This window comes from Allobosea sp. P5_A5, from assembly GCF_056400625.1.
Map to the genome: position 1 here is coordinate 394,926 of NZ_JBFUKY010000003.1, position 21,475 is coordinate 416,400.

Here is a 21,475-nt window from a genome sequence, read left to right on the forward strand (position 1 = left end):
TTTATCCTATGGAAGGGTAAGGAGCGCGTGGCGGTTATTCGGCCGCGAGCCGCGTCGCGCGCCATTGCGCCAGCAGCGCCCGCAACGCCGCTGGCTTCAGCGGCTTGTTAAGTAAATGCACGTCGAGCGCGGCGGCGGCCTCGCGCACCTGCGGCGAGCGGTCAGCAGTGAGCAGGATCGCCGGCATCGGCGTGCGGGCGCGCGACCTCAGCGACGAAATCGCGGTGAGCCCGTTGCCATGGTCGAGATGGTAGTCGGCGATCAGCACGTCGGCCTCGTTCTTGCCGCCGACCTGCGGCAGCGCCTCGTCCAGCCCGGGCGCCGTCGCCACTTGGCAGCCCCAGCCCTCGAGCAGCCGCTTCATCCCGTCGAGGATTGCCGGTTCGTTGTCGATCACGAGCAGTCGCATCCCGCCGAGCTGGCCGGCCGGAATCTGGCGCTGCGCCGCGCTGGTCGACATCGCCGGCAGCGGTGCGGCGCGGGGCACGAGCAGCGAAAAGCGCGTGCCGCGCCCCGGCGCCGATTCGAGCGTCAGCCCATGGTCGAGCGCCGCCGCGATGCGCTGCACGATGGAGAGCCCCAGCCCAAGACCTCGCGCCACGCGCGCGCCCTGGTCGAGCCGCTGAAACTCGCGAAAGACGGTCTTCTGCTTGCTTTGCGGAATGCCCAGCCCGGTATCGAGCACTTCGAGCGCGATCTGGCTGCCGCGACGCCGGCAACCCACCAGCACCTTGCCGTTCGGGGTGTATTTGATCGCGTTCGAAACGAGGTTTTGCAGCAGGCGCCGCAGCAGGCGCCGGTCCGACCGCACGGCCAGCCCGGTGGGAAGGAAGACCAGCTTCAGCCCCTTTTCCTGCGCGCTCGGCTCGAATTCACGCTGCAACTGCCGCATCAATTCATCGAGGCGGAAGGCGGTAAGCTCTGGCTTGAGTGCGCCACCGTCGAGGCGGGAGATTTCGAGCAGCGCGGTCAGGATTTCTTCGACGGCGTCGAGCGAGGCATCGATATTTTCGGCCAGATCGGGGTAACCGGCGGTCCGGTCCCGCTCGACCAGCGAGGTCGCATAGAGCCGCGCGGCGTTGAGCGGTTGCAGGATGTCGTGGCTGGCGGCCGCCAGGAAACGCGTCTTCGAAGCGTTGGCGGCCTCGGCCTCGGCCTTGGCGCGCTGCAGCTCCGTGTTGACGTGCAGCAGCTCCTCGGTGCGTTCGGCCACGCGCCGCTCGAGGCTCTCATTGGTGCGCTCGAGCTCCTCTTCGGCCGCCACCGTGTCGCTGATGTCGGTATAGGTCGTGACGAAGCCGCCATCCGGCAGGGAATTGGTGCGGACTTCGATGACGGTCTTCGAGGGATAGAGCCGCAGTCGCACCGGCTCGCGGTCGCGCACGAAGCTTTCCAGACGGGCCGCCATCAATTCGTCCCGCGCGCCGTCGCCATAGGCGCCGCGAGCCGCATTGAAGCGCACGATCTCGTCGAGGCCCGTGCCGAACCGCACCAGCGAGGGCGGCAGGTCGTAGAGCTGCAGGAACGCCTGGTTCCAGGCCAGCAGGCGCAGGTCGCGGTCGAGCACGGTGATGCCCTGGCCCGCATGGTCGAGCCCGTGCTGGAGGATGTCGCGGTTGTATTGCAGCGCAGCCGAAGCGTCGTCGAGCAGCTTGAAGGCGGCTTCCGTCGAGAGGTTGCGTCGCTTCAGCAAGAGCGAAAGCACAAGGCGTGAGGAGGCGGCGCCGATCGCCGAGGAGAGCAGGTGCTCGCCGAAGCGCAGCAGATGGATGTCGACGTCGCGCGCGGTGTCGGGGCCTTCGCCCCGGCCATGGTTGAAGCTCTCGAAGGCGCGCTCCGTCCGCTCGCGGCCGAGATAGCGCGCGATGGTGGATTGCAGCTCGCCCTCGGTCACGCTGGTGCGCCACAGCGAGAAGGCCTGCGCCATCGTGCCCCGGTCCGATTCGACGAAGGCGTTGGCCTGGAGCCGCTCCATCGCGTTGGCCGGCCGCAGCAGCGAAAAGCCGACATAGGCGAGGATGTTGAGGCCGAGGCTCCAGAATACGCCATGCGCCAGGGGCGGCAGGCCAATGCCGAGCAGCGCTTCAGGTCGCAGCACGCCGGCTCCGAAAGGTCCGTCCGCGACGATCTCGCTCCACCAGCTGCCGGGGATGACGAGACTTGGCATCAGCAGCGTGTAGGCCCACACCGCCGTCCCGGTGATCAGCCCGGCCGCCGCCCCCAGCGCCGTGCCGCGCCGCCACACCAGCCCGCCGACAAAGGCCGGCGCGATCTGCGCTGTTGCCGCGAAGGAGAGCAGGCCGATCGAAACCAGTGCGGCTTCGCCCGACGCGCGATAATAGGCATAGCCGAGCAGGATCACGACAACGATGCTGACCCGCCTGAGGATGACGAGCTGCGAGCCGAGATCGCCGCTCGCATCGCCGTTGGGCCCGTCTTCGCTCGCCGGGCGTTCGTTTCGTCCGCGATCGCCCAGCGCGCGGCGCCCGCGCAAGAGCAGCGGCATGACGAGATGGTTCGAGATCATGATCGCGAGCGCGACCGAGGCGACGATGACCATGGCGGTGCCGGCCGACAACCCGCCCACGAAGACGATCAGTGCGACGATTCCCGCCTCTTGCTGGAGCGGCAGCAGCAGCACCGTCATGTCGCGATCGATCCCGCCGCCTGGAATCATGATCTCGCCGGCGGCGGCGAGCGGCAGGACGAAGAGGTTGATCAGCACGAGGTAGAGCGGAAACATCCACGCGGCGCGTCGCACGTCCCGGACATCGCGATTCTCGACGATCGTCATATGGAACTGGCGCGCCAGCAACAGCGCAGCGCAGCTCGACAGCAAGGTCAGCGTCAGGAATGTCGGCCAGCTCGAGGTCCGCTCCCAGATCGGCGGCAGATCGCCCAGTGGCTGCGACGCCCGCGCCAGCAGCTCGCCCGCGCCGCCGAACAGGCCGTAGACGACGAAGACGCCCAGCACCAGAAACGCCACGAGCTTGACCAGCGACTCCAGCGCGATCGCGAGAACGAGCCCATCCTGATGCTCGGTGGCGTCGATATGACGGGTGCCGAAGGCGCAGGCGAAGCCGGCCAGAACTAGCGCGACGAGGAGCGGCAGGTCGCCCAGCAACGGCAGATCGACGGTGGGCGCATGGGCGCCTGTGGCTTCCAGGAAGACCGAAAGAGAGTTCGCGACCGCCTTCAATTGCAGGGCGATATAGGGCAGGGCGCCGATCACCGCGACGAGGCTAACCAGCGCGGCCACGCGCTCGCTCTTGCCGTAGCGCGCGCCGACGAAATCCGCGATCGAGGTGATGTTCTGCGACTTGGCGATGCCGACAAGCCGCTCGACGAAACGATGGCCGAAGCCGATCACCAGAATGGGCCCGACATAGATGCCGAGGAAGTCGAAGCCCGCCCGGTTGGCGAAACCGACGGAGCCATAAAAGGTCCAGGAGGTGCAGTAGACGCCAAGCGCCAGCGCATAGATCGTCGCGCGCCAGCGCCCCGTCATCAGCCGCCGGCCCGAGGTATCCGCTATATGGGCGACGGCGAAGAGCGCGCAGAGATAAGCCAGCGCGACGAGGACGACCGACCAGGCCGGGATCACGGAAGCGCGCCCGAATGCGCGGCCATGGCGAAGGAAAGCGAAGTCTTCATAGTCATTCCGGCCGAGTTGAGCCGAGTTTAGCCAAGGCCCACCGCCGCGACCATAGCGTCCGGAGCGCTGACGCCGATTCAGCTGGTGAAAACCGGCGCTGATACCGGTGCGAAGACGCGGCTGGGGTCCCGCTCAACGCGATCTTGGTCTAGCGTTGGATTTCGTCGGCCAGCCTATCGACAAAAGGGGTGCGGAATGATCGAGGAATTCAAGAAATTCGCCTTGCGCGGCAATGTCATCGACCTCGCCATCGGCGTCATCATCGGCGCGGCTTTCGGCAAGATCGTCGACTCTCTCGTCAACGACATCATCATGCCGTTCATCGGCGCGATGGGTAACGTCGATTTCTCGAATTACTTCGTCGGGCTGAACCGATCCGTGACGGCGACGACGCTGATCGAAGCCAAGAAGCAGGGCGCGGTGCTCGCCTATGGCAGCTTCATCACGATCGCGGTCAACTTCATCATCATCGCCTTCGTGCTCTTCCTCGTCGTCAAGGCGATCAACCGGCTGAAGCGCGACGAGCCCAAGGCGCCGGCCGCCAAGCCCGACGATGTCGTGCTCCTGGCGGAAATCCGCGACCTGCTGAAGCAGAAGACGGTCTGAGCATTCATCACGGCGACCGATCGACCCGATCTCGCGATTTCATGCCTCCCGGCGCTGCCATGCGCTAAACGAGAGATCTGGAAATCGCGAGGTCGAAACCGATGAACACCGCCATCCTGCCCGGCAGCACCCGGGTATCCGACCTTCGGCCGGAAGCGCTGAACGCGCCGGAGAGCGGCATCGTCGAAGTCATGAACTATGGCCGGCTGCGGCCGGGGCTGATTCCGCTCTGGGTCGGGGAAGGCGATCTGCCGACGCCGCAATTCATCCGCGATGCGGCGGCTCGCTCACTTGCCGACGGCGAGACCTTCTACACCTGGCAGCGCGGTATCCCGGAACTGCGCGAGGCGCTGGCGCGCTATCACGAGAGGCTTTACGGCCAGCCCTTCTCGACCGAGCGCTTCTTCGTCACCGGCTCTGGCATGCAATCGCTCCAGATCGCGGTGCGGATGATCGCCGGCGAAGGCGACGAACTCATCATCCCGACGCCGGCCTGGCCGAACTTCGCCGCTGCGGTCGGCGTCGTCGGGGCGAAAGCAGTCTGCGTGCCGATGGATTACACCGAAGGCCGTTTCACGCTTGAACTCGCCAAGATTGAGGCCGCGATCACGCCGAAGACCCGGGGCCTCTTCATCAATTCGCCTTCCAACCCGACCGGCTGGACCGCGACTCGCGCCGAACAGGAGGCGCTGCTGGCACTGACCCGCAAGCATGGCATCTGGATCGTCGCCGACGAGATCTACGGTCGCTTCGTCTATGACGGACAGGCCCGTGCATCTTCCTTCCACGACATCATCGAGTCCGAAGATCGCGTCATCTTCGTGCAGACCTTCTCCAAGAACTGGGCGATGACGGGCTGGCGCATCGGCTGGATCGAGGCGCCGGAGGCTTTCGGCCAAGTCATCGAGAACCTGATCCAGTACTCCACGTCCGGGTCGCCGGTTTTCCTCCAGCGCGGCGCTGTCGCGGCGTTGGATGAGGGCGAAGGCTTCATCGTCGAGCAGATCGCACGGGCAGGCGAGGGCCGGCGTATCGTCTTCGAGGGGTTGAAGGCGACAAACCGCGTCTCGCTCTCGGCGCCTGTCGGAGCGTTCTACCAGTTCTTCTCGGTCGACGGTCGCAGCGATTCGGCCAAGCTCGCCAAGGACCTTGTCGACAAGGCCAATGTCGGCCTCGCGCCCGGCACGGCCTTCGGCCCGGGCGGTGAAACGGGCCTGCGCCTGTGCTTTGCCCGAAACGCGGCCGATCTCACCGAGGCCGTCGCGCGGCTGCAAAAGGCGATCGCGGGACTTTGATTTTGCACGAGCCTCATCTTGAGGAGCCGCAAAGCGGCGTCTCGAAGGATGGTCACGGGGGCTCCGGAACCGGCTGGAGCATCCTTCGAGACGCAAGCTACGCTTGATGAGGGCTCACATAGGGCTCCCGGTGCAACCCGGCCTTGGCGCCCGAACCAGCCGTCGAGCGATTGACCCGGCCGGCCGGCGCCGCCATGAACGCGCGCGCACCTGCTCACGGTGCCGCGGAGCGCGATGAGACCTTTCGGCTATCTCCAGACCCGTCTGACCATCCTGTGGCGGGAGGCGCTGATCATCGCGCTGGCCGCCCTTGGCGGCGGGCTGTTCTCGCTGCTCGGCATGCCGGCCGCCTGGCTCTCCGGCTCGATGCTGCTCAGCGCGGTCGTTTCGCTGATCCGTCCGCTGCCGAGCCTGCGGCGGCCCTGGTTCGACTCGACCATGGTGCTGTCGGGAACCATTCTGGGCTCGGCCGCGACGCCCGAAGCGCTGGCCGCCGCGGCGCGCTACCCGGCGTCCCTCGCCATCCTCCTCGTCGGGGTCGCCGCCATCATGCTCGCGACCGGCGCCTATCTGCGCCATGTTGCACGCTGGCCCTGGATCGACGCGTTGCTCGCGGCGGCGCCGGGCGCGCTCTCGACCGTGCTGGCCATTGCCCAGGCCAAGGGCGCCAATATCGGCCGCATCTCGGTCGTCCAGCTCTTTCGTTTGCTTGTGCTTGTGGCGCTGCTGCCGACCGCGATGCAGCTTTCCGGCACGGCGACCGGCGCGCCCTTGCCGAACCTGCTCGAACTCGGCCCCGGCACCATGCTCGGCGTGACGATGTCGGGGCTGGCGCTCGGCCTGGTCTTTGACCGCATCGGCCTTGCCGCGCCGCTGATGTTCGGCGCGACGTTCGCAAGCTCGATCCTGCACGGGACCGGCCTCGTCGAAGGGTCCCTGCCGCAGCCGATCCAGATCGCGGTGCAGGTGCTGCTCGGCTCGACCATGGGCGGGCGCATCGCCCATATCCCGCGCAGCGAGCTGAAGGGGCTGTTTCCCTTGGCGATCGGCGGCTTTGCCGTCTCGATCGGTGTCGCCTTCCTGTTTGCCTGGCCGGCGGCCTGGCTCGCCGACGTGTCCTATGCCAGCGGCATGGCCGCCTTTGCGCCAGGCGGGTTGGAGGCCATGGCGATGCTGGCCTTCGCGATGGGGCTGGACACGCTCTATGTCGGCGCGCACCACCTCGTGCGCTTCGTGATCATCGGGCTCGCCATGCCGCTGGTGCTGGCGCGGATCAAAAGCGAGCCACCGCGCTAGAGGGTCGGTCGCACCGCGCCGTTGGTGTGCGTCATCACGGAATAGAGCGACGTCGTCCCGCAGATGAACAGCCGGTTGAGCTTGGGTCCGCCCCAGCAGACATTCGCGACGATCTCGGGGATGGCCAGCTTGCCGATCATCGTGCCGTCCGGATGGTAGATGTGCACGCCATCGGCCGCGCTGGTCCAGATGCGCCCCTCGATATCCAGCCGGAAACCGTCGAACAACCCGGCCGTGCAGGTCGCGAAGATGCGCGAGCCGCTGAGCGTCACGCCGTCCTCACCGACCTCGAAGGCCCGGATATGGCGCGGCCCGCTCTCCGGATCATGGCTCGCACCGGTATCGGCGATGTAGAGGATGCTTTCGTCCGGCGAGAACGCCAGCCCGTTCGGCTTCGAGAAATCGTCGCAGACGATCGCGATCTCGCCGGTCAGGTTGTCGATGCGATAGACATGGCAGGCGCCGATTTCGCCGGGTGCCTTGTGGCCCTCATAGTCGCTGAGGATGCCGTAGTCGGGATCGGTGAACCAGATCGACCCGTCCGACTTCACCACCACATCATTGGGCGAGTTCAGCCTTTTGCCGCCATAATGGCTGGCGAGAACGGTGATCGAGCCGTCATGCTCGGTGCGCGTCACCTGCCTTGCGCCGTGCTCGCAGCTGACGAGGCGGCCCTGCGCATCGACCGTATGGCCGTTCGAATAGCGCGCGGGCTGGCGAAACACGGCCGTCTGACCCGAAAGCGCGTCGTAGCGCAGCATCCGGTCATTCGGGATATCGGACCAGACGAGCGTGTTGTGCGCGGGAAACCAGGCCGGACCCTCGCACCAACGCGCGCCCGTCCACAGCCGCTCGACCCGAGCCGAGCCGGAGATGACGCGGTGGAAGCGGGGATCGAGAACCGAGACGCCGGTTCCTTCGAGCACGCCGAACATAGCAAACCTCCCCGACTGCTGGATCGTCATTCTCGGGCGAAGCGCAGCGTAGACCCGAGAATCTCAGCCAGAAAGAGGAGACATCTCGGCTTGAGATGCTCGGGTCAAGCCCGAGTATGACGGCGTGACACGAACTCGACCCCTACAACACCAATCCCGCATCCCAGTAAGGCGTCGTGCCGTAAAGCTCCCCCAGATAGTCGACAAAGGCACGGACCTTCTGCTCGAGATGGCGCCGGCTCGGATAAACGGCGTGGATCGCGACGCGCGAGCCCACCGCATAATCCGGCAGCACCCGCATCAGAGCACCCGTTTTGAGTTCCGGCCCGACATCCCAGGTCGATCGCAGCGCGATGCCGACGCCCGCCAGCAGGGCCTCGCGCACCACTTCGCTCGAATTCGTTCTCAAGGGGCCGTTGACCCGGATCTGCACGGGCCCATCCGGCCCATCGAGGCGCCAGTGATCGGCATTGTGGGCGATCAGCTTATGGCGGGCCAGATCGGCTATCGTGACGGGGGTACCGTGCGCAGTGAGATAGGCCGGCGTCGCGCAGAGCACACGGTGATTCGGCGCCAGGCGCTTCGCCACGAGGCTGGAATCCTGCAGGTCCGCGATGCGTATCGCCAGGTCGAAGCCCTCACCGACGACATCAACGAAGGCATCGGACAGGACAAGCTCGACCGTCACCAGCGGATTGGCATCGAGAAAGCGCTTGAGATGCGGCGCGACGTGCATGCGACCAAAGGAGGTCGGCGCCGAGACCTTGAGCCTGCCTCGAACCTGCCCGGCCCCGCTCGCAACCCAGGCCTCAGCATCCTCGATTGAGGACAGGATCGAGACCACACGCTCGTAGAAGCCTTGTCCGGCCTCGGTCAGCGCGAGCTGGCGGGTGGTACGCTGGATCAACCTGACGCCAAGCCGTTCCTCCAGCCGGCGGATGCGCTTGGAAATGACGGCGGGGGAGACGTTCAGCTCGCGCCCCGCCGCCGACATGCTCTTCGCGGTGACGACATTCGCGAAGACATCGAGATCGCCGAACCGGTCCATGAACGCTCCATCTTTTCCGATTTGGAAATAATCATGGACGAGGGGCACGCTACAAGCGTGTTGGAATTCGTCTAGAGTCCTGACGCAACGCCGTCATTGCGAGCGAAGCGAAGCCATCCAGGGCCACCTTGAGTTCTGTCGCCTCCTGGATTGCTGCGCTTTGCTCGCAATGACGGAAAGGGCAGCGCCACAGTCCGAGAGAGCCATGTCCGCGATCGCATTCCCCATTCCCGACGCCGGCATCCTCGCCCGCCGCGACGTGATCGTCGCCGGCCTCGCGCGGCTCGTGCCGCCGGCCTCGCTGATCACCAGCGCCGACGAGCGCCGCCCCTACGAGACCGACGCGCTGACCGCCTATCGCCGCATGCCGCTCGCGGTCGTGCTGCCGCAGACCACGCAGCAGGTCGCGGCCGTGCTGCGCTATTGCCGGGACGAGGGCGTGCCGGTGGTGCCGCGCGGCGCCGGCACCTCGCTCGCCGGCGGCGCGATCCCGCAGGAGGACGCGGTGGTCATCGGCGTGGCCAAGATGAACCGTATCATCGAGATCGATTATGCCAATCGCATCGCGCGGGTCGAGGCCGGCGTCACCAATCTCGCGGTGACGGGCGCCGTTTCAAACGAGGGCTTCTTCTACGCGCCCGATCCGTCCTCGCAGCTCGCCTGTTCGATCGGCGGCAATATCGGCATGAATTCCGGCGGCGCCCATTGCTTGAAATACGGCGTGACCACCAACAACGTGCTTGGGGTCACGCTGGTCACGCTGGATGGCGAGATCGTCGAGATCGGCGGCGGCCATCTCGATTCGCCGGGCTACGACCTGCTCGGCCTGATCAATGGCTCGGAAGGCCAGCTCGGTATCGTTACCGAGGCGACGGTGCGAATCCTGCGGTCGGCCGAGGGCGCGCGCCCGGTGCTGTTCGGCTTCCCGACCTCCGAGCAGGCCGGTGCGGCGGTCGCCGCGATCATCGGTGCCGGCATCATCCCAGTCGCGATGGAGTTCATGGACAAACCGGCCATCGAGATCTGCGAGGCTTTCGCGCATGCCGGCTATCCGATGGATGTCGAGGCGCTGCTGATCATCGAGGTCGAGGGCTCGGACACGGAAATGGACGCCCAGCTCGCCCGCATCGTCGCCATCGCCAGGGAGCATGGCGTCAAGACAGTCAAGGAGAGCCAGTCCGCGATGGAGTCCGCCGCGATCTGGAAGGGCCGCAAATCCGCCTTCGGCGCCACCGGGCGCATCGCCGACTACATCTGCATGGACGGCACCATCCCCACGGGCCAATTGCCCTATGTGCTCAAGCGCATGGGCGAGATCGTGAAGGGCTATGGGCTGCGCGTTGCCAACGTCTTCCACGCCGGCGACGGCAATCTCCACCCGCTGATCCTCTACAATTGCAACGATGCGATCGAGGCGCAGAAAGCGGAGGATGCCGGCATGGACATCCTCAAGCTCTGCGTCGAAGTCGGCGGCTGCCTGACAGGCGAGCATGGCGTCGGCATCGAGAAGCGCGACCTGATGATGTTCCAGTTTAACGAGGCCGATTTGCACCAGCAGATGCGGGTGAGAGCAGTGTTCGATCCTCGCTGGCTGCTGAACCCCGCGAAGGTGTTCCCGCTCGAAGGGCGGGTGGCGGCGTGACCCTTTGTCATTCCGGGGCTCGCGTAGCGAGAACCCGGAACCCACGACTGGGTGAGTTGCATGGGCTATTTCGTCTACCTCATGGCCAGCAAAAAGAGCGGGACGCTGTACCTCGGTGTGACGAACGACCTAGCCCGGCGAATTTATGAGCACAAATCTAAGCAGAATATCGGCTTCACCAGCCGCTACGATGTGGACCGGCTGGTCTGGTCCGAGTCCTACGAAAATATTCAAGAAGCGATCGACCGCGAAAAGGTGCTGAAGAAGTGGCGCAGGGCATGGAAAATCGCGCTGATCGAAGAGCACAATCCGGAATGGAGAGATCTCTATGACGGACTGTTTTGAGCGCGCTCACCCGGTCGTGGGTTCCGAGTTCTTCGCTCCGCGAAGCCCCGGAATGACAGGGAACGTCACGTGATCGTTCACACCCCCACCACCGAGGCGCAGGCCTGCGCCGTTGTGAAATCCGTGATCGAGTCTCGCTTCCCGCTCACCCTGCGTGGCGGCGGCACGCGCTCCGGGCTCGGCCGGCCTGCCCAAGCGGCAAGCACACTGTCGAGCGCGGGCCTGACCGGCATCACACTCTATGAGCCTTCCGAAATGGTCATCGCCGCCCGTGCCGGCACGCCGTTGCGCGAAGTGCAGGAGACCCTGTCCGAGCGTGGCCAGATGCTGCCTTTCGAGCCGATGGACCATCGCGCGCTGTATGGCAGCGAGGGCGAGCCGACGATCGGAGCGGTCGCCGCCTGCAACATCTCCGGCCCGCGCCGCATCAATGCCGGCGCCGCGCGCGACTCCCTGATCGGTATCCGACTGGTCAACGGCCGCGGCGAAATGATCAAATCCGGTGGGCGCGTGATGAAGAACGTCACCGGGCTGGATTTGGTGAAGCTCGTCGCCGGCAGCCATGGCACGCTCGGCTTCCTGACCGAGGTGACCTTTCGCGTGCTGCCGAAGCCGGATCGGATCGCGACGCTGCAATGGCGCGGCCTGACCGACGAAGTGGGAGTTGCACTGCTGTCGAAGGCACTAGGCTCGCCCTTCGAGCCGATGGCGGCGGCGCATCTGCCGGCCGGAATAGCCGACGAGGCTGCATTGACCCTGCTGCGTCTGGAAAATTTCTCCGACTCGGTCGACTACCGCGCCAACGAACTCGCGCTGCTGCTCGGCGACTATGGCGTGCCCGATCGGCTGGAGGGCGAGGCCGTCGCTGCGCTCTGGTGCTCGATCCGCGATGCCGCGATCTTCGCTGGCTCGCGCGAAGCGGTCTGGCGGCTCTCGTTAAAACCGTGCGACGCCCCGCAGCTTGTTGCCGAGATTACGCGCGCCCTACCCGCCGCGCGTTGTTTCTACGACTGGGGCGGTGGGCTGATCTGGCTCGGCATCCCTAGCGTCGGCGATGCTTGCGCTGCCATCATCCGTGCGGCGATTCAGCCGCTCGGCGGCCATGCTACGCTGGTGCGGGCGCCGGATGCGCTGCGGGCCGGCGTCGATGTCTTCCAGCCGCTGGCGGCGCCGCTGATGCGGATCACGGCCGGCATCAAGACAAGTTTCGATCCTGCGGGCATTTTCGAGCCTGGCCGGATGTATGCGGGGATTTGATGACATTCGCCGACACGCGCTCTTCCGAACCGCTTGCAGATCCGAAGGGGTGGGCGCCAAACGACCTGAGACCTTGGGCTTTGGTCGCTCTCGCCGCACTGCTCGTCGCCATCGCCGCGAGCATCCTGCTCTGGATGGGCCGCGAGCCGATCTGCAAATGCGGTTATGTCAAGTTCTGGCACGGAACCGTGCAGTCGTCCGAGAACTCGCAGCACATCGCGGACTGGTACACCTTCTCGCACATCATCCACGGCTTCCTGTTCTACGGGCTGTTCTGGCTCATCCGGCGCTTCACCGGCCTGCCGCTCTCCTTCGGCCTCGCGCTGCTGCTGTCGATCGTGGTCGAGAGCGCGTGGGAAATCACCGAGAATTCGCCGGCCGTGATCGAGCATTACCGTTCGGCGACGATCTCGCTGGATTATTACGGCGACAGCGTCCTGAATTCGATCAGCGACATCCTGTCGATGGTGCTGGGTTTCATCATCGCCCGGTTCGCGCCGGTCTGGCTGACGGTGTCGAGCGCGCTGGCGATGGAGCTCATCGTCGGCTGGCTGATCCGCGACAACCTCACCCTCAACGTCATCATGCTGCTCTGGCCGATGGACTGGATCAAGACCTGGCAAGGCGGAGCTTAAAGCGATGCAGACCAATTTCAGCCCGGAAGGCCTTGCCGCCGATCCGCGCATGCCGGCCTCCGAGAAGATCCTGCGGACCTGCGTGCATTGCGGCTTCTGCACCGCGACTTGCCCGACCTATCTGCTGCTCGGCGACGAACTCGATTCTCCACGCGGCCGCATCTACCTGATCAAGGACATGCTGGAGAACGGCAAGCCTGCGACGCCGGAAGTTGTGACGCATATCGACCGCTGCCTCTCCTGCCTCTCCTGTATGACGACCTGCCCCTCGGGCGTGAACTACATGCACCTCGTCGATCACGCTCGCGCGCATATCGAGGAGACCTACGACCGCCCCTGGCATGATCGCTTGCTTCGCAAGGTGCTGGCGGCGGTTCTGCCCTATCCGGGCCGCTTCCGCGCGGCGATGCTGGCAGCCCTCATCGCCAAGCCGCTGGCGCCTGTGCTGGGCGTGCTGCCCGTTATCGGCCCCCGCTTGAAGGCGATGCTGGCGCTGGCGCCGACGCGCATACCGACCCGTTCGGCCATGGAAGGGCCGCGGAGCTTCGCGCCGCCGGCTGAGCGCAGGAAGCGCGTCGCGCTGCTCTCCGGCTGCGCCCAGCCTGTGCTCGACCCCGCGATCAACGAAGCGACGATCCGGCTGCTCAACCGCCACGGCGTCGAGGTCGTGCTGCCGAAGGGGGAGGGCTGCTGTGGCGCGCTCGTCCACCATATGGGGCAGGAGCATGATGCGCTCGTCTTCGCGCGCCGTAACATCGACGCCTGGATGGCCGAAATCGAGGGCGAGGGGCTGGACGCTATCCTGATCACCGCGAGCGGCTGCGGCACGACGATCAAGGATTACGGCTTCCTGTTCCGCAACGAGCCGGCCTACGCCGAAAAGGCGGCCAAGGTCTCGGTGCTGGCCAAGGACGTCACCGAATTCCTGGAAACGCTGGAACTGGCACCGGTGCGGGATGTCGCGATGCCGATCGCCTATCACTCCGCCTGCTCGATGCAGCACGGCCAGCAGCTCAAGGACGGGCCGAAACGCCTGCTCACTGGCGCCGGCTTTCGCGTCAAGGAGGTGCCGGAGGGCCATATCTGCTGCGGCTCGGCCGGCGTCTACAACATCCTCCAGCCGGAGTTGGCCGGCAAACTGCGCGAGCGCAAGATCGGCAACATCGAGCGGACGAAGCCGATGCTGGTCGCGACCGGCAATATCGGCTGCATGACGCAGCTCGCGAAGGGCCTTGCGGACAAGGGCGCGACAACTCCGGTGGTCCACACCGCCGAACTGCTGGACTGGGCGACCGGCGGACCCTTGCCGGAGAAGCTCGCGCGGGCGGGCATCGAGGATCGGCCGGTGCGGGTGCAGGCGCTGGCGGCGGAATAGTCTTCTTCTCTCCGAGGGCAGGGTCCGGCAGCGGATGGGCGGCCTTGCTGCCCTATCCGTCATTGCGAGGAGCAAAGCGACGAAGCAATCCAGGGGGACGTCGAGCTCTGCCGCCCCTGGATTGCTTCGCTACGCTCGCAATGACGGAGACGTCGTGCGGCTTTCATCGGTCTTGGCTTCGTCGAGCTTCTTTCTCCCGCAAACGGGGAAGGCAACGCGCTTGCCCCTCGCGCTCGCACGGTCTAACCCGCCATTCAACAATCGTTAATCGTCAGAGTTGCGCCCATGTCCGCCGAAAAGCCCGCTCTTTCCAAGCTGAAGGCCCGCCAGCCGCGCGGCTTTGTCGATCGCGGCCCGGCCGATGTCGCCGCGACCGAGCGCATGCTTGCCGTCATCCGCGAGAGCTTCTCGGTCTATGGCTTCGATCCCGTAGAGACACCCTTCGTCGAATATACCGACGCGCTCGGCAAGTTCCTGCCCGACCAGGACCGCCCGAACGAGGGCGTCTTCTCCTTCCAGGACGATGACGAGCAGTGGCTTTCGCTGCGCTACGATCTGACGGCGCCGCTCGCCCGCTATGTCGCGGAGAATTTCGAGGCGCTGCCGAAGCCCTATCGCAGCTATCGCGCCGGTTACGTTTTCCGCAACGAGAAGCCGGGGCCGGGTCGCTTCCGCCAGTTCATGCAGTTCGACGCCGATATCGTCGGGGCGGGAAGCGTGGCGGCCGATGCCGAGATCTGCATGCTCGCCGCCGACACGATGGAAGCGCTCGGCATCAAGCGCGGCGACTACGTCGTGAAGGTCAACAACCGCAAGGTGCTCGACGGCGTGATGGAGGCCATCGGGCTGGGTGGCGAGGAGAATGCCGCGCAACGGCTGACGGTGCTGCGCGCGATCGATAAGCTCGACAAGTTCGGGCCGGAGGGTGTCCGCTTGCTGCTCGGCGAGGGCCGGAAGGACGAGAGCGGGGACTTTACGAAGGGCGCGGGGCTGAGCGTTGCTCAGGCCGGCGTTGTACTCGGACTGATGAAGGCTGACTTTGGCACTTACGAGGGTCGAACCTCCTTTCTAGATACGCTGACAGATATAGATGATGGAGCGGTCAGCAAAACCGCTTGGGATTCGATCGCCGCTGAAAAGCCTGCTCTTTACGATGGTGTGAATACGCTCGACGAAATGTCGAAGCTGTTGTTCGCCTCCGGCTACGGTCCGGATCGCATCCGCATCGACCCCTCCGTCGTCCGCGGCCTCGAATACTACACCGGACCGGTCTACGAAGTTGAACTCACCTTCCCGGTCACCAACGATGACGGGCAGGTCGTACGCTTCGGCTCGGTCGCGGGTGGCGGGCGCTATGACGGGCTGGTCGGCCGCTTCCGGCCAGAGCCTGTGCCGGCGACCGGCTTCTCGATCGGCGTTTCCCGGCTCTATTCCGCGCTGAAGGCGGTGAAATCACCCATCGTCGACGCAAGGAACGAGCTGCCCCTCGTCGTCGTCACCGCGATGGACAACAAGTCGCCGGAGTTCATGCCGGGCTACCAGGCCATGGTCTCGGAGCTGCGCAAAGCCAAGGGCGAGAACGGTAAGCCGCTCTGCCGCGCCGACCTCTATCTCGGCGCCTCCGGCTTCAACGCTCAGATGAAATATGCCGATCGGCGCGGCGCCATCTGCGCGATCATCCAGGGCTCGTCCGAGCGGGATGCCGGCATGGTCGTCATCAAGGACCTGATCCTCGGCGCCGAACTTTCCGCCGCCTCGCGCGACGTGAAGGATTCGGCGGAGCACAAGGCCAAGCAGGCGGAGGCTCAGTTCGCCGTGCCGATGGCCGAACTGGTCGAGGGCGTGAAGAAGGTGCTTGCGCGGCATTTCGTAATGCGCCGTCATGCTCGGGCTTGACCCGAGCATCTCAGGACAGAGAAGCTCTGGTCTGCGCTTCGCTTCGCTCGAGAATGACGTGAACCTTGAACCGTCCTTCGTCTACTTGATGACGAACAAGCCGAGGGGGACATTGTACCTCGGCGTTACCGTCGATCTCGTCCGACGTGTGAGCGAGCATAAGCAAATCGCTGGCCGCTCGTTCACCGCACAGTACAATCTCGATAAGTTGGTCTGGTTTGAGGAGTTCGGCGAGATCGCACTGGCTATCCAGCGCGAGACGAGCCTGAAGCGCTGGTACCGAGACTGGAAACTCGCGTTGATCGAGAGCGCTAATCCGGATTGGCGCGATTTGTTCGACGATCTCTTTCCGAAGTCATTCTCGGACGGAGCGTAGCGGAGATCCCAGAATCTTGTGCCAGGTCAAGCGCAGGAGCCTCCTGCGGCATGAGATGCTCGGGTCAAGCCCGAGCATGACGCTCGATCCGCCCCGCCGAAATTCCATTCACCCATTTCCCTCAAATTCCTCGAAAATCCTTCGCACCGCTGCTAGGACGACGCTCGCAACAGGATCGAGCCCTTGCCCGCCACCAGCGCCGCCATCGAGACCGTGATCGCGCTTCTTGCTCGCGAGGGCTATGCGCGCGCCGAGCCCGCGATCCTTCAGCCGGCCGAAGCCTTCCTCGACCTGTCGGGCGAGGACATCCGCCGCCGCATTTTCATGACGCAGGATGCCGATGGTCGCGATTGGTGCCTGCGGCCCGAATACACCATCCCCGTCGCGCTCGATCATATCGGCTCAGGGTCAACCGAGCCGGCGGCCTACGCCTATGCCGGGCCGGTCTTTCGCATGCGTTCGGGCGAGCCCGGCGAGTTCCGGCAGGCGGGGCTCGAATCCTTCGGCCGAACCGACTTCACCGCGACCGACGCCGAGATCATGGGCCTCGCCATCGAGGCGGTCGCCGCCCTTGGGTTGCAAGCGCCGCGCATCCTGATGGGCGATGTCGCGCTGCTCGGCGCGCTGCTGGATCGCCTTGCGGTGCCGCAGGGCGCGCGTCGTCGCCTCGTCCGCGCCATCGTGCAGGGCAGGGGCGCGGAGGCCGTGCAGGCGCTCGATCCGCCGGCGACCGAGGGCGATACCGCCCATGCCGGACTGCTCAAGGCGCTGGAAGGGCAGGACCCCAAGGCCGCTCGGGCCTTTGTCGAGGACGTGCTCTCCATTGCTGGTATTTCGACGGTCGGTGGCCGCAGCGCCGCCGACATCGCCGAGCGCTTCCTGGCGCGTGCCGCCGAACGCGAGAATCCGGTCAGCGAGGACGCCAAGGCGATTCTCGGACAGGTGCTTGGCATATCCGTCGATCCGGACAGCGCCTCTGCGAAGCTGCGCACTATGGCGGACCGGGCCTCGCTCGATCTTACCCGCGAGCTCGATGCCTTCGACGAACGCACTGGTTTCCTGGCCGCGCGCGGCGTCGATATCGGCGCCATCCAGTTCTCGGCCGGCTTCGCTCGCAATCTCGACTACTATACCGGCTTCATTTTCGAGCTGCATGACCCGTCCCGCGACGACGGCAAGCCGGTCGCCGGCGGCGGGCGCTACGACAATGTGCTAAGCCGCCTCGGTGCTGTCAGGGCGATCCCGGCGGTCGGTGCGTCGCTCTGGCTCGACCGTCTGACGGGAGCCTCGGCATGAGCCAGACTGACAGCAACGACGCCCCGCTCGTTCTGGCCGTGCCTTCGAAGGGCCGGCTTCAGGAAAATGCGACGGCCTTCTTCGGTCGCGCCGGGCTGAAATTCGTCAAGGCCAGTGGCGAGCGCGGCTATCGCGGCACGATCGCGGGCGTGCCCGGCGCCGAGGTGGCGTTCCTGTCGGCCTCCGAAATCGTCGCGCAGCTCGCCTCGGGCGCGGCCCATCTCGGCATCACCGGTGAGGATCTCGTCAGGGAGCAGCTTTCGGATGCCGATGCGGCGGTCGAGATGCTGACTCCCCTTGGCTTCGGCAACGCCAATGTCGTCGTCGCGGTGCCGCAAGCCTGGATCGACGTAGCGACCATGGCCGATCTCGAGGATGTCGCTTCGACGATGCGGGCCCGGCATGGCCGCAAGCTGCGTGTCGCGACCAAATACGTCAATCTGACCCGGCGCTTCTTCGCGCAGCATGGCCTGTCCGACTACCGCATCGTCGAGAGCCTTGGCGCGACCGAGGGCGCCCCCGCTGCCGGCACGGCGGAGATCGTCGTCGACATCACGACGACCGGCGCGACGCTGTCAGCCAACGCATTGAAAGTGCTGGACGACGGCGTGATGCTGGCCTCGGAAGCCAATCTCGTCGCCTCCGTTCGCGCGCCGTGGAGCGACACGGCGAAGAGCGCCGTGCGCACCATCCTGTCGCGCATCGCGGCGGAGGAAGAGGCGCGCACGATCCGCGAGGTGCGCGCGAAGCTTGCGCTCGATGCAGCTGAGCTTTCGGCGCTGGTCTCCGGCATCGGCGCCCGGCTGCCGTTCGGAGCGCCGGCCCCCGGCACGCCCGCGACGCTGCACTGCCCGGAGAGGGCGGTCTTCGCCCTTGTCGCCGAGCTGGAGCGCGCGGGCGCCGACGACATCACCGTCAGCGCGCCGGCCTATGTGTTTCGCCGCTCGAACCGGCTGCTGGAGCGGCTGACGCGCCGCCTCTGAGCAGCATTCTGTGGCACGCTGGCATTACAGGCCGCGTGCCGCCTTGATCCCGGAGCAATTGGCCTCTAGGCGTTAACCTTCTCGGATAGGCGGCGCGGCCGCACGGATGAATGCAGGTAAGACGATCATGATCCGACGCCTTGGTTTTGCGGCCGTTCTGATGGCTTTGAGCGTGCCGCTGCTGGTGGCTGACGATGCGGCTGCGCAGGGCAAGCGCCCGCGCGCGCCTGGCCCCGAGGCCCCGGCTCCGCTGCCCACCGGGCCGGTCGAGAAGACCTTTCCGCTCGGCGCGAGTTGGAGCGTCACGGAACTCAACGGCAAGTCGGTCTACAACTACCGCGCGACCGTGCTGATCGACCAGAATCTGCGTGGCACCGGTTTCGCCGGATGCAACACCTTCTCGGCCGCCGCCTATCCGCTGCGCCAGCAGGGCTTCGCGGTCGGTCCGATCGCCGTCACCAAGCGCAGTTGCGACAAGGCCGCTCAGGACTTCGAGCGTCAGTTCCTGCTGGCGATGCGCGGCGTGCGCAACTGGGACATCGCCAATGGCAACCTGGTGCTCAAAGGCGCGGCCGGCGAGATCAAGCTCAACCGCTCGATCTAAACCCGGCAAATTTAAATCCCATGCAGGGCCGCGAACGCCCGAGCGGCCTCAGGCCGCCGCGGGCTTTTCCACCGCTCTCGGCGTAAACGTGCCGTCGCCGTTCGGCTCCATCGCGACGATGCCGTCATGCATCTCGCGCAATGTCGAGCGATGGCCGATCGAGACCACGGTGGTTTGCGGCAGCTCCGCCCGGATCAGCGCGTAGATCTCGTTTTCCAGCTTTTCGTCGAGAGAGGCCGTTGCCTCGTCGAGGAAGAGCCAGTCGGGCCTGGCCAAAAGCGCGCGCGCGACCGCCAACCGCTGCTGTTCGCCGCCGGACAGGCGCTGGCCCCAAAGATCGACCTCGTCCAGCCGGTCGACCAGATGGGCGAGATTGACCTTGCCGAGCGCGTCCCGAAGAGCGCTGTCCTGGAAGGCGTCGGGCTCCGCCGGATAGGCCAGCGCAGCGCGGAGCGACCCTTGCGGCAGATAGGGGCGCTGCGGCAGCAGCAGCGTGCTGGCCCCCTGCGGCGTATCGATCTTGCCTTCGCCATAGGGCCAGGCGCCCGACAAGGCGCGGAACAACGTCGACTTGCCCGAGCCGGAGGGGCCGATGACGAGCGTCGAGCGACCGCCGGGCAGCGTCAGGCGGTCGGCGCTGACGATGGGCGCGCCATTGGGAAGCGTCAGAGCCAGCCGCTCGATCCGCATGTCCGGGCCGCCGTCCGGCGCGAGCATGATCGCCGAAGCGCCGCCGTTGGGACCCTGCGCGTCAGCCTGCGCGATCGCGGCTTCGAACGTCGTCAGACGGTTGATCGAGGCGACATATTGCGCGATCGACTGGTAGCGGTCGATGAAGAACGACATCGCCGTCTGCACCCGGTCGAAGGCAGTGGCGACCTGCGTCATGATGCCGAGCGTTATCTTGCCGGCGAAATAATGCGGCGCCAGCAAAAGATAGGGCACCACGACGTTGGCCTGCCCGAAGGATAGGGTGAACGTCGTCAGCCGGACACGGGCCCAGATCAGCCGGTAGAAGTTGCTGACAATCTCGCCGAAGCGCTCGCTGAGGTGGCGCTGCTCGGTGACTTCGCCGCGCATCAAGGCGATCTGCTCGGAATATTCGCGCAGGCGCGCCAGCGAGAAGCGGAAATTGGCCTCGCGCCGCTCCTGCTCGAATTCGAGCGGGATCATTGAACGGCCGATCAAGTGCGCGAGCCAGGTGGCGGCCACCGAATAGATCAGTGCCATCCAGAAGATGAAGCCGGGCACCACGATATCGGTGCCGGGCACCGTGCTGGCGACCGGGATCGACCACAGAATGATCGAGAACGACACCAGCGTCGAAACCTGCGTCAGCAGTGGCAGCGCGTAGTTGTAGGTCTGGTTGACGAAGGCGCGCGTGTCTTCGGCGATACGCTGGTCGGGGTTGTCGGAGGTGCCGGCGAGGGCGATGCGGTAGTGGTTGGCGTTGCGCAGCCAGGCGCGGCTGAAAGCCTCCGCCATATGCCGGCGCCAGCGGATCAGCAGCGCATAGTTCGCGACCATCTCGATCAGGTTCGAGATGACGGCGATCGCGGCCCAGACGCTGAAGACGTAGACGAGCTGGTACCAGAACGTGTCGGCGTCCTTCTCCTGGATCGCGTTATAGAAATCGCGGTTGAAGAACGACAGCCTGAGCGAAATGCCGACCTGCAACTGGTTGATCACGACGAGGAAGACCAGCATGGCCACGCCAAGCCGGCCGGAGGCGATGCGGAAGGGGCGGAGCAGCTTCGCCGTCGTCTGCTCGGTATCCTCGAAATAGGGCGAGGCCAGCCGCGCGATGCGCCGGATCGGTGCGACGAACGAGATCGCGTAGACGACCACGCCGAACACCGCGATCGTCGTGGGCAAACTCGTGGGCAGAGCGAGCGCGGCCAGCGACGACGGCCAGAACTCGGCTTGCGCAAGGGCCGCGGCAGCGCCGGTGACGATGTATTCGACCGCGAAGATCGTCGAGAAAATCCGCAGGAAATAGGCGATCGTGACCGATCGCCAGGTCGCCACCGCCAGCACCAGCCCGACCGCGCCCATGCCGATCGTTCCGGCAGCGCCGGCCCGCAGGCCGACCGCCAGCGCGACGGCCGCCAGCGCGGCGACGAGAATGCTCAACAGACGCATGGGCTTAAATCCTGGCGGAAACGATCGGGCCGCGATTCGGACCATGTCGCAGCGGCAGCGGGCTTTCAATGCCGGTAGGCTCAGATGAG

Annotated in this window: 17 protein-coding genes; 13 read left to right on the forward strand and 4 right to left on the reverse strand. The window is 65.7% G+C overall.

All coding sequences use genetic code 11. The features are described 5' to 3' along the window. Positions 1–34: 34 nt before the first annotated feature. The gene (locus tag AC1DR6_RS08740; protein WP_476828803.1) at positions 35–3,604 is read right to left on the reverse strand and encodes a NahK/ErcS family hybrid sensor histidine kinase/response regulator; all 3,570 of its coding nucleotides are present in this window, start codon (positions 3,602–3,604) and stop codon (positions 35–37) included. A 246-nt stretch (positions 3,605–3,850) separates the two neighbouring features. Here AC1DR6_RS08740 and mscL point away from each other — a divergent pair, with 246 nt between their 5' ends. From mscL to AC1DR6_RS08755, 3 genes are all read left to right on the forward strand, one after another. Further along, positions 3,851–4,261 (forward strand): large conductance mechanosensitive channel protein MscL, encoded by a 411-nt coding sequence (gene mscL / locus AC1DR6_RS08745; protein WP_476828804.1) that lies wholly within the window; start codon positions 3,851–3,853, stop codon positions 4,259–4,261. A 101-nt stretch (positions 4,262–4,362) separates the two neighbouring features. Beyond that, positions 4,363–5,556, forward strand: a complete 1,194-nt coding sequence (locus AC1DR6_RS08750; protein WP_476828805.1) for a pyridoxal phosphate-dependent aminotransferase — start codon at positions 4,363–4,365, stop codon at positions 5,554–5,556. 234 nt (positions 5,557–5,790) lie between these two features. Continuing rightward, the gene (locus AC1DR6_RS08755; protein WP_476828806.1) at positions 5,791–6,852 is read left to right on the forward strand and encodes an AbrB family transcriptional regulator; all 1,062 of its coding nucleotides are present in this window, start codon (positions 5,791–5,793) and stop codon (positions 6,850–6,852) included. On the opposite strand, the gene AC1DR6_RS08760 is transcribed toward AC1DR6_RS08755, so the two are convergent. Together AC1DR6_RS08760 and AC1DR6_RS08765 are read right to left on the reverse strand one after the other, a co-directional pair. Then, positions 6,849–7,787, reverse strand: coding sequence for an SMP-30/gluconolactonase/LRE family protein (locus tag AC1DR6_RS08760; RefSeq protein WP_476828807.1), 939 nt, complete (start codon positions 7,785–7,787; stop codon positions 6,849–6,851). The genes AC1DR6_RS08755 and AC1DR6_RS08760 overlap by 4 nt on opposite strands. Positions 7,788–7,929: 142 nt before the next feature. Then, on the reverse strand, positions 7,930–8,835 hold the full coding sequence (locus tag AC1DR6_RS08765) for a LysR family transcriptional regulator (RefSeq protein WP_476828808.1): 906 nt from the start codon (positions 8,833–8,835) through the stop codon (positions 7,930–7,932). 205 nt (positions 8,836–9,040) lie between these two features. Between AC1DR6_RS08765 and AC1DR6_RS08770 the strand changes: the two genes are divergently transcribed. The 10 genes from AC1DR6_RS08770 to AC1DR6_RS08815 all read left to right on the forward strand — a co-directional run bounded on the left by AC1DR6_RS08770 (position 9,041) and on the right by AC1DR6_RS08815 (position 19,244). After that, a complete protein-coding gene (locus AC1DR6_RS08770; protein WP_476828809.1) occupies positions 9,041–10,477 on the forward strand; it encodes an FAD-linked oxidase C-terminal domain-containing protein in 1,437 nt (478 codons plus the stop codon). Positions 10,478–10,537: 60 nt separating this feature from the next. Further along, on the forward strand, positions 10,538–10,822 hold the full coding sequence (locus AC1DR6_RS08775; protein ID WP_476828810.1) for a GIY-YIG nuclease family protein: 285 nt from the start codon (positions 10,538–10,540) through the stop codon (positions 10,820–10,822). 69 nt (positions 10,823–10,891) lie between these two features. Further along, the gene (locus tag AC1DR6_RS08780) at positions 10,892–12,079 is read left to right on the forward strand and encodes an FAD-binding protein (protein WP_476828811.1); all 1,188 of its coding nucleotides are present in this window, start codon (positions 10,892–10,894) and stop codon (positions 12,077–12,079) included. After that, positions 12,079–12,714, forward strand: coding sequence for a DUF2585 domain-containing protein (locus tag AC1DR6_RS08785; protein ID WP_476828812.1), 636 nt, complete (start codon positions 12,079–12,081; stop codon positions 12,712–12,714). The genes AC1DR6_RS08780 and AC1DR6_RS08785 overlap by 1 nt, the downstream gene beginning before the upstream one ends. A gap of 4 nt (positions 12,715–12,718) precedes the next feature. Next, a complete protein-coding gene (gene glcF / locus AC1DR6_RS08790) occupies positions 12,719–14,089 on the forward strand; it encodes a glycolate oxidase subunit GlcF (protein ID WP_476828813.1) in 1,371 nt (456 codons plus the stop codon). A gap of 285 nt (positions 14,090–14,374) precedes the next feature. Beyond that, positions 14,375–15,985: a histidine--tRNA ligase gene (hisS, locus tag AC1DR6_RS08795; RefSeq protein WP_476828814.1), complete on the forward strand. Its 1,611-nt coding sequence runs from the start codon at positions 14,375–14,377 to the stop codon at positions 15,983–15,985. A gap of 88 nt (positions 15,986–16,073) precedes the next feature. Beyond that, entirely contained in the window at positions 16,074–16,361 is a 288-nt protein-coding gene (locus AC1DR6_RS08800; protein ID WP_476829001.1) for a GIY-YIG nuclease family protein, read from the forward strand. Positions 16,362–16,544: 183 nt separating this feature from the next. Continuing rightward, complete coding sequence (locus tag AC1DR6_RS08805) at positions 16,545–17,657, forward strand: ATP phosphoribosyltransferase regulatory subunit (protein WP_476828815.1); 1,113 nt, start codon at positions 16,545–16,547, stop codon at positions 17,655–17,657. Next, the gene (hisG, locus tag AC1DR6_RS08810) at positions 17,654–18,640 is read left to right on the forward strand and encodes an ATP phosphoribosyltransferase (protein WP_476828816.1); all 987 of its coding nucleotides are present in this window, start codon (positions 17,654–17,656) and stop codon (positions 18,638–18,640) included. The genes AC1DR6_RS08805 and hisG overlap by 4 nt, the downstream gene beginning before the upstream one ends. Positions 18,641–18,767: 127 nt before the next feature. Continuing rightward, positions 18,768–19,244 carry an META domain-containing protein gene (locus tag AC1DR6_RS08815; protein WP_476828817.1) on the forward strand — a complete coding sequence of 159 codons (477 nt, stop codon included), beginning with the start codon at positions 18,768–18,770 and terminating at the stop codon, positions 19,242–19,244. A gap of 48 nt (positions 19,245–19,292) precedes the next feature. Here AC1DR6_RS08815 and AC1DR6_RS08820 read toward each other — a convergent pair whose 3' ends face one another. After that, the gene (locus AC1DR6_RS08820) at positions 19,293–21,386 is read right to left on the reverse strand and encodes an ABC transporter ATP-binding protein/permease (protein ID WP_476828818.1); all 2,094 of its coding nucleotides are present in this window, start codon (positions 21,384–21,386) and stop codon (positions 19,293–19,295) included. Between the last annotated feature and the right edge of the window lie 89 nt (positions 21,387–21,475).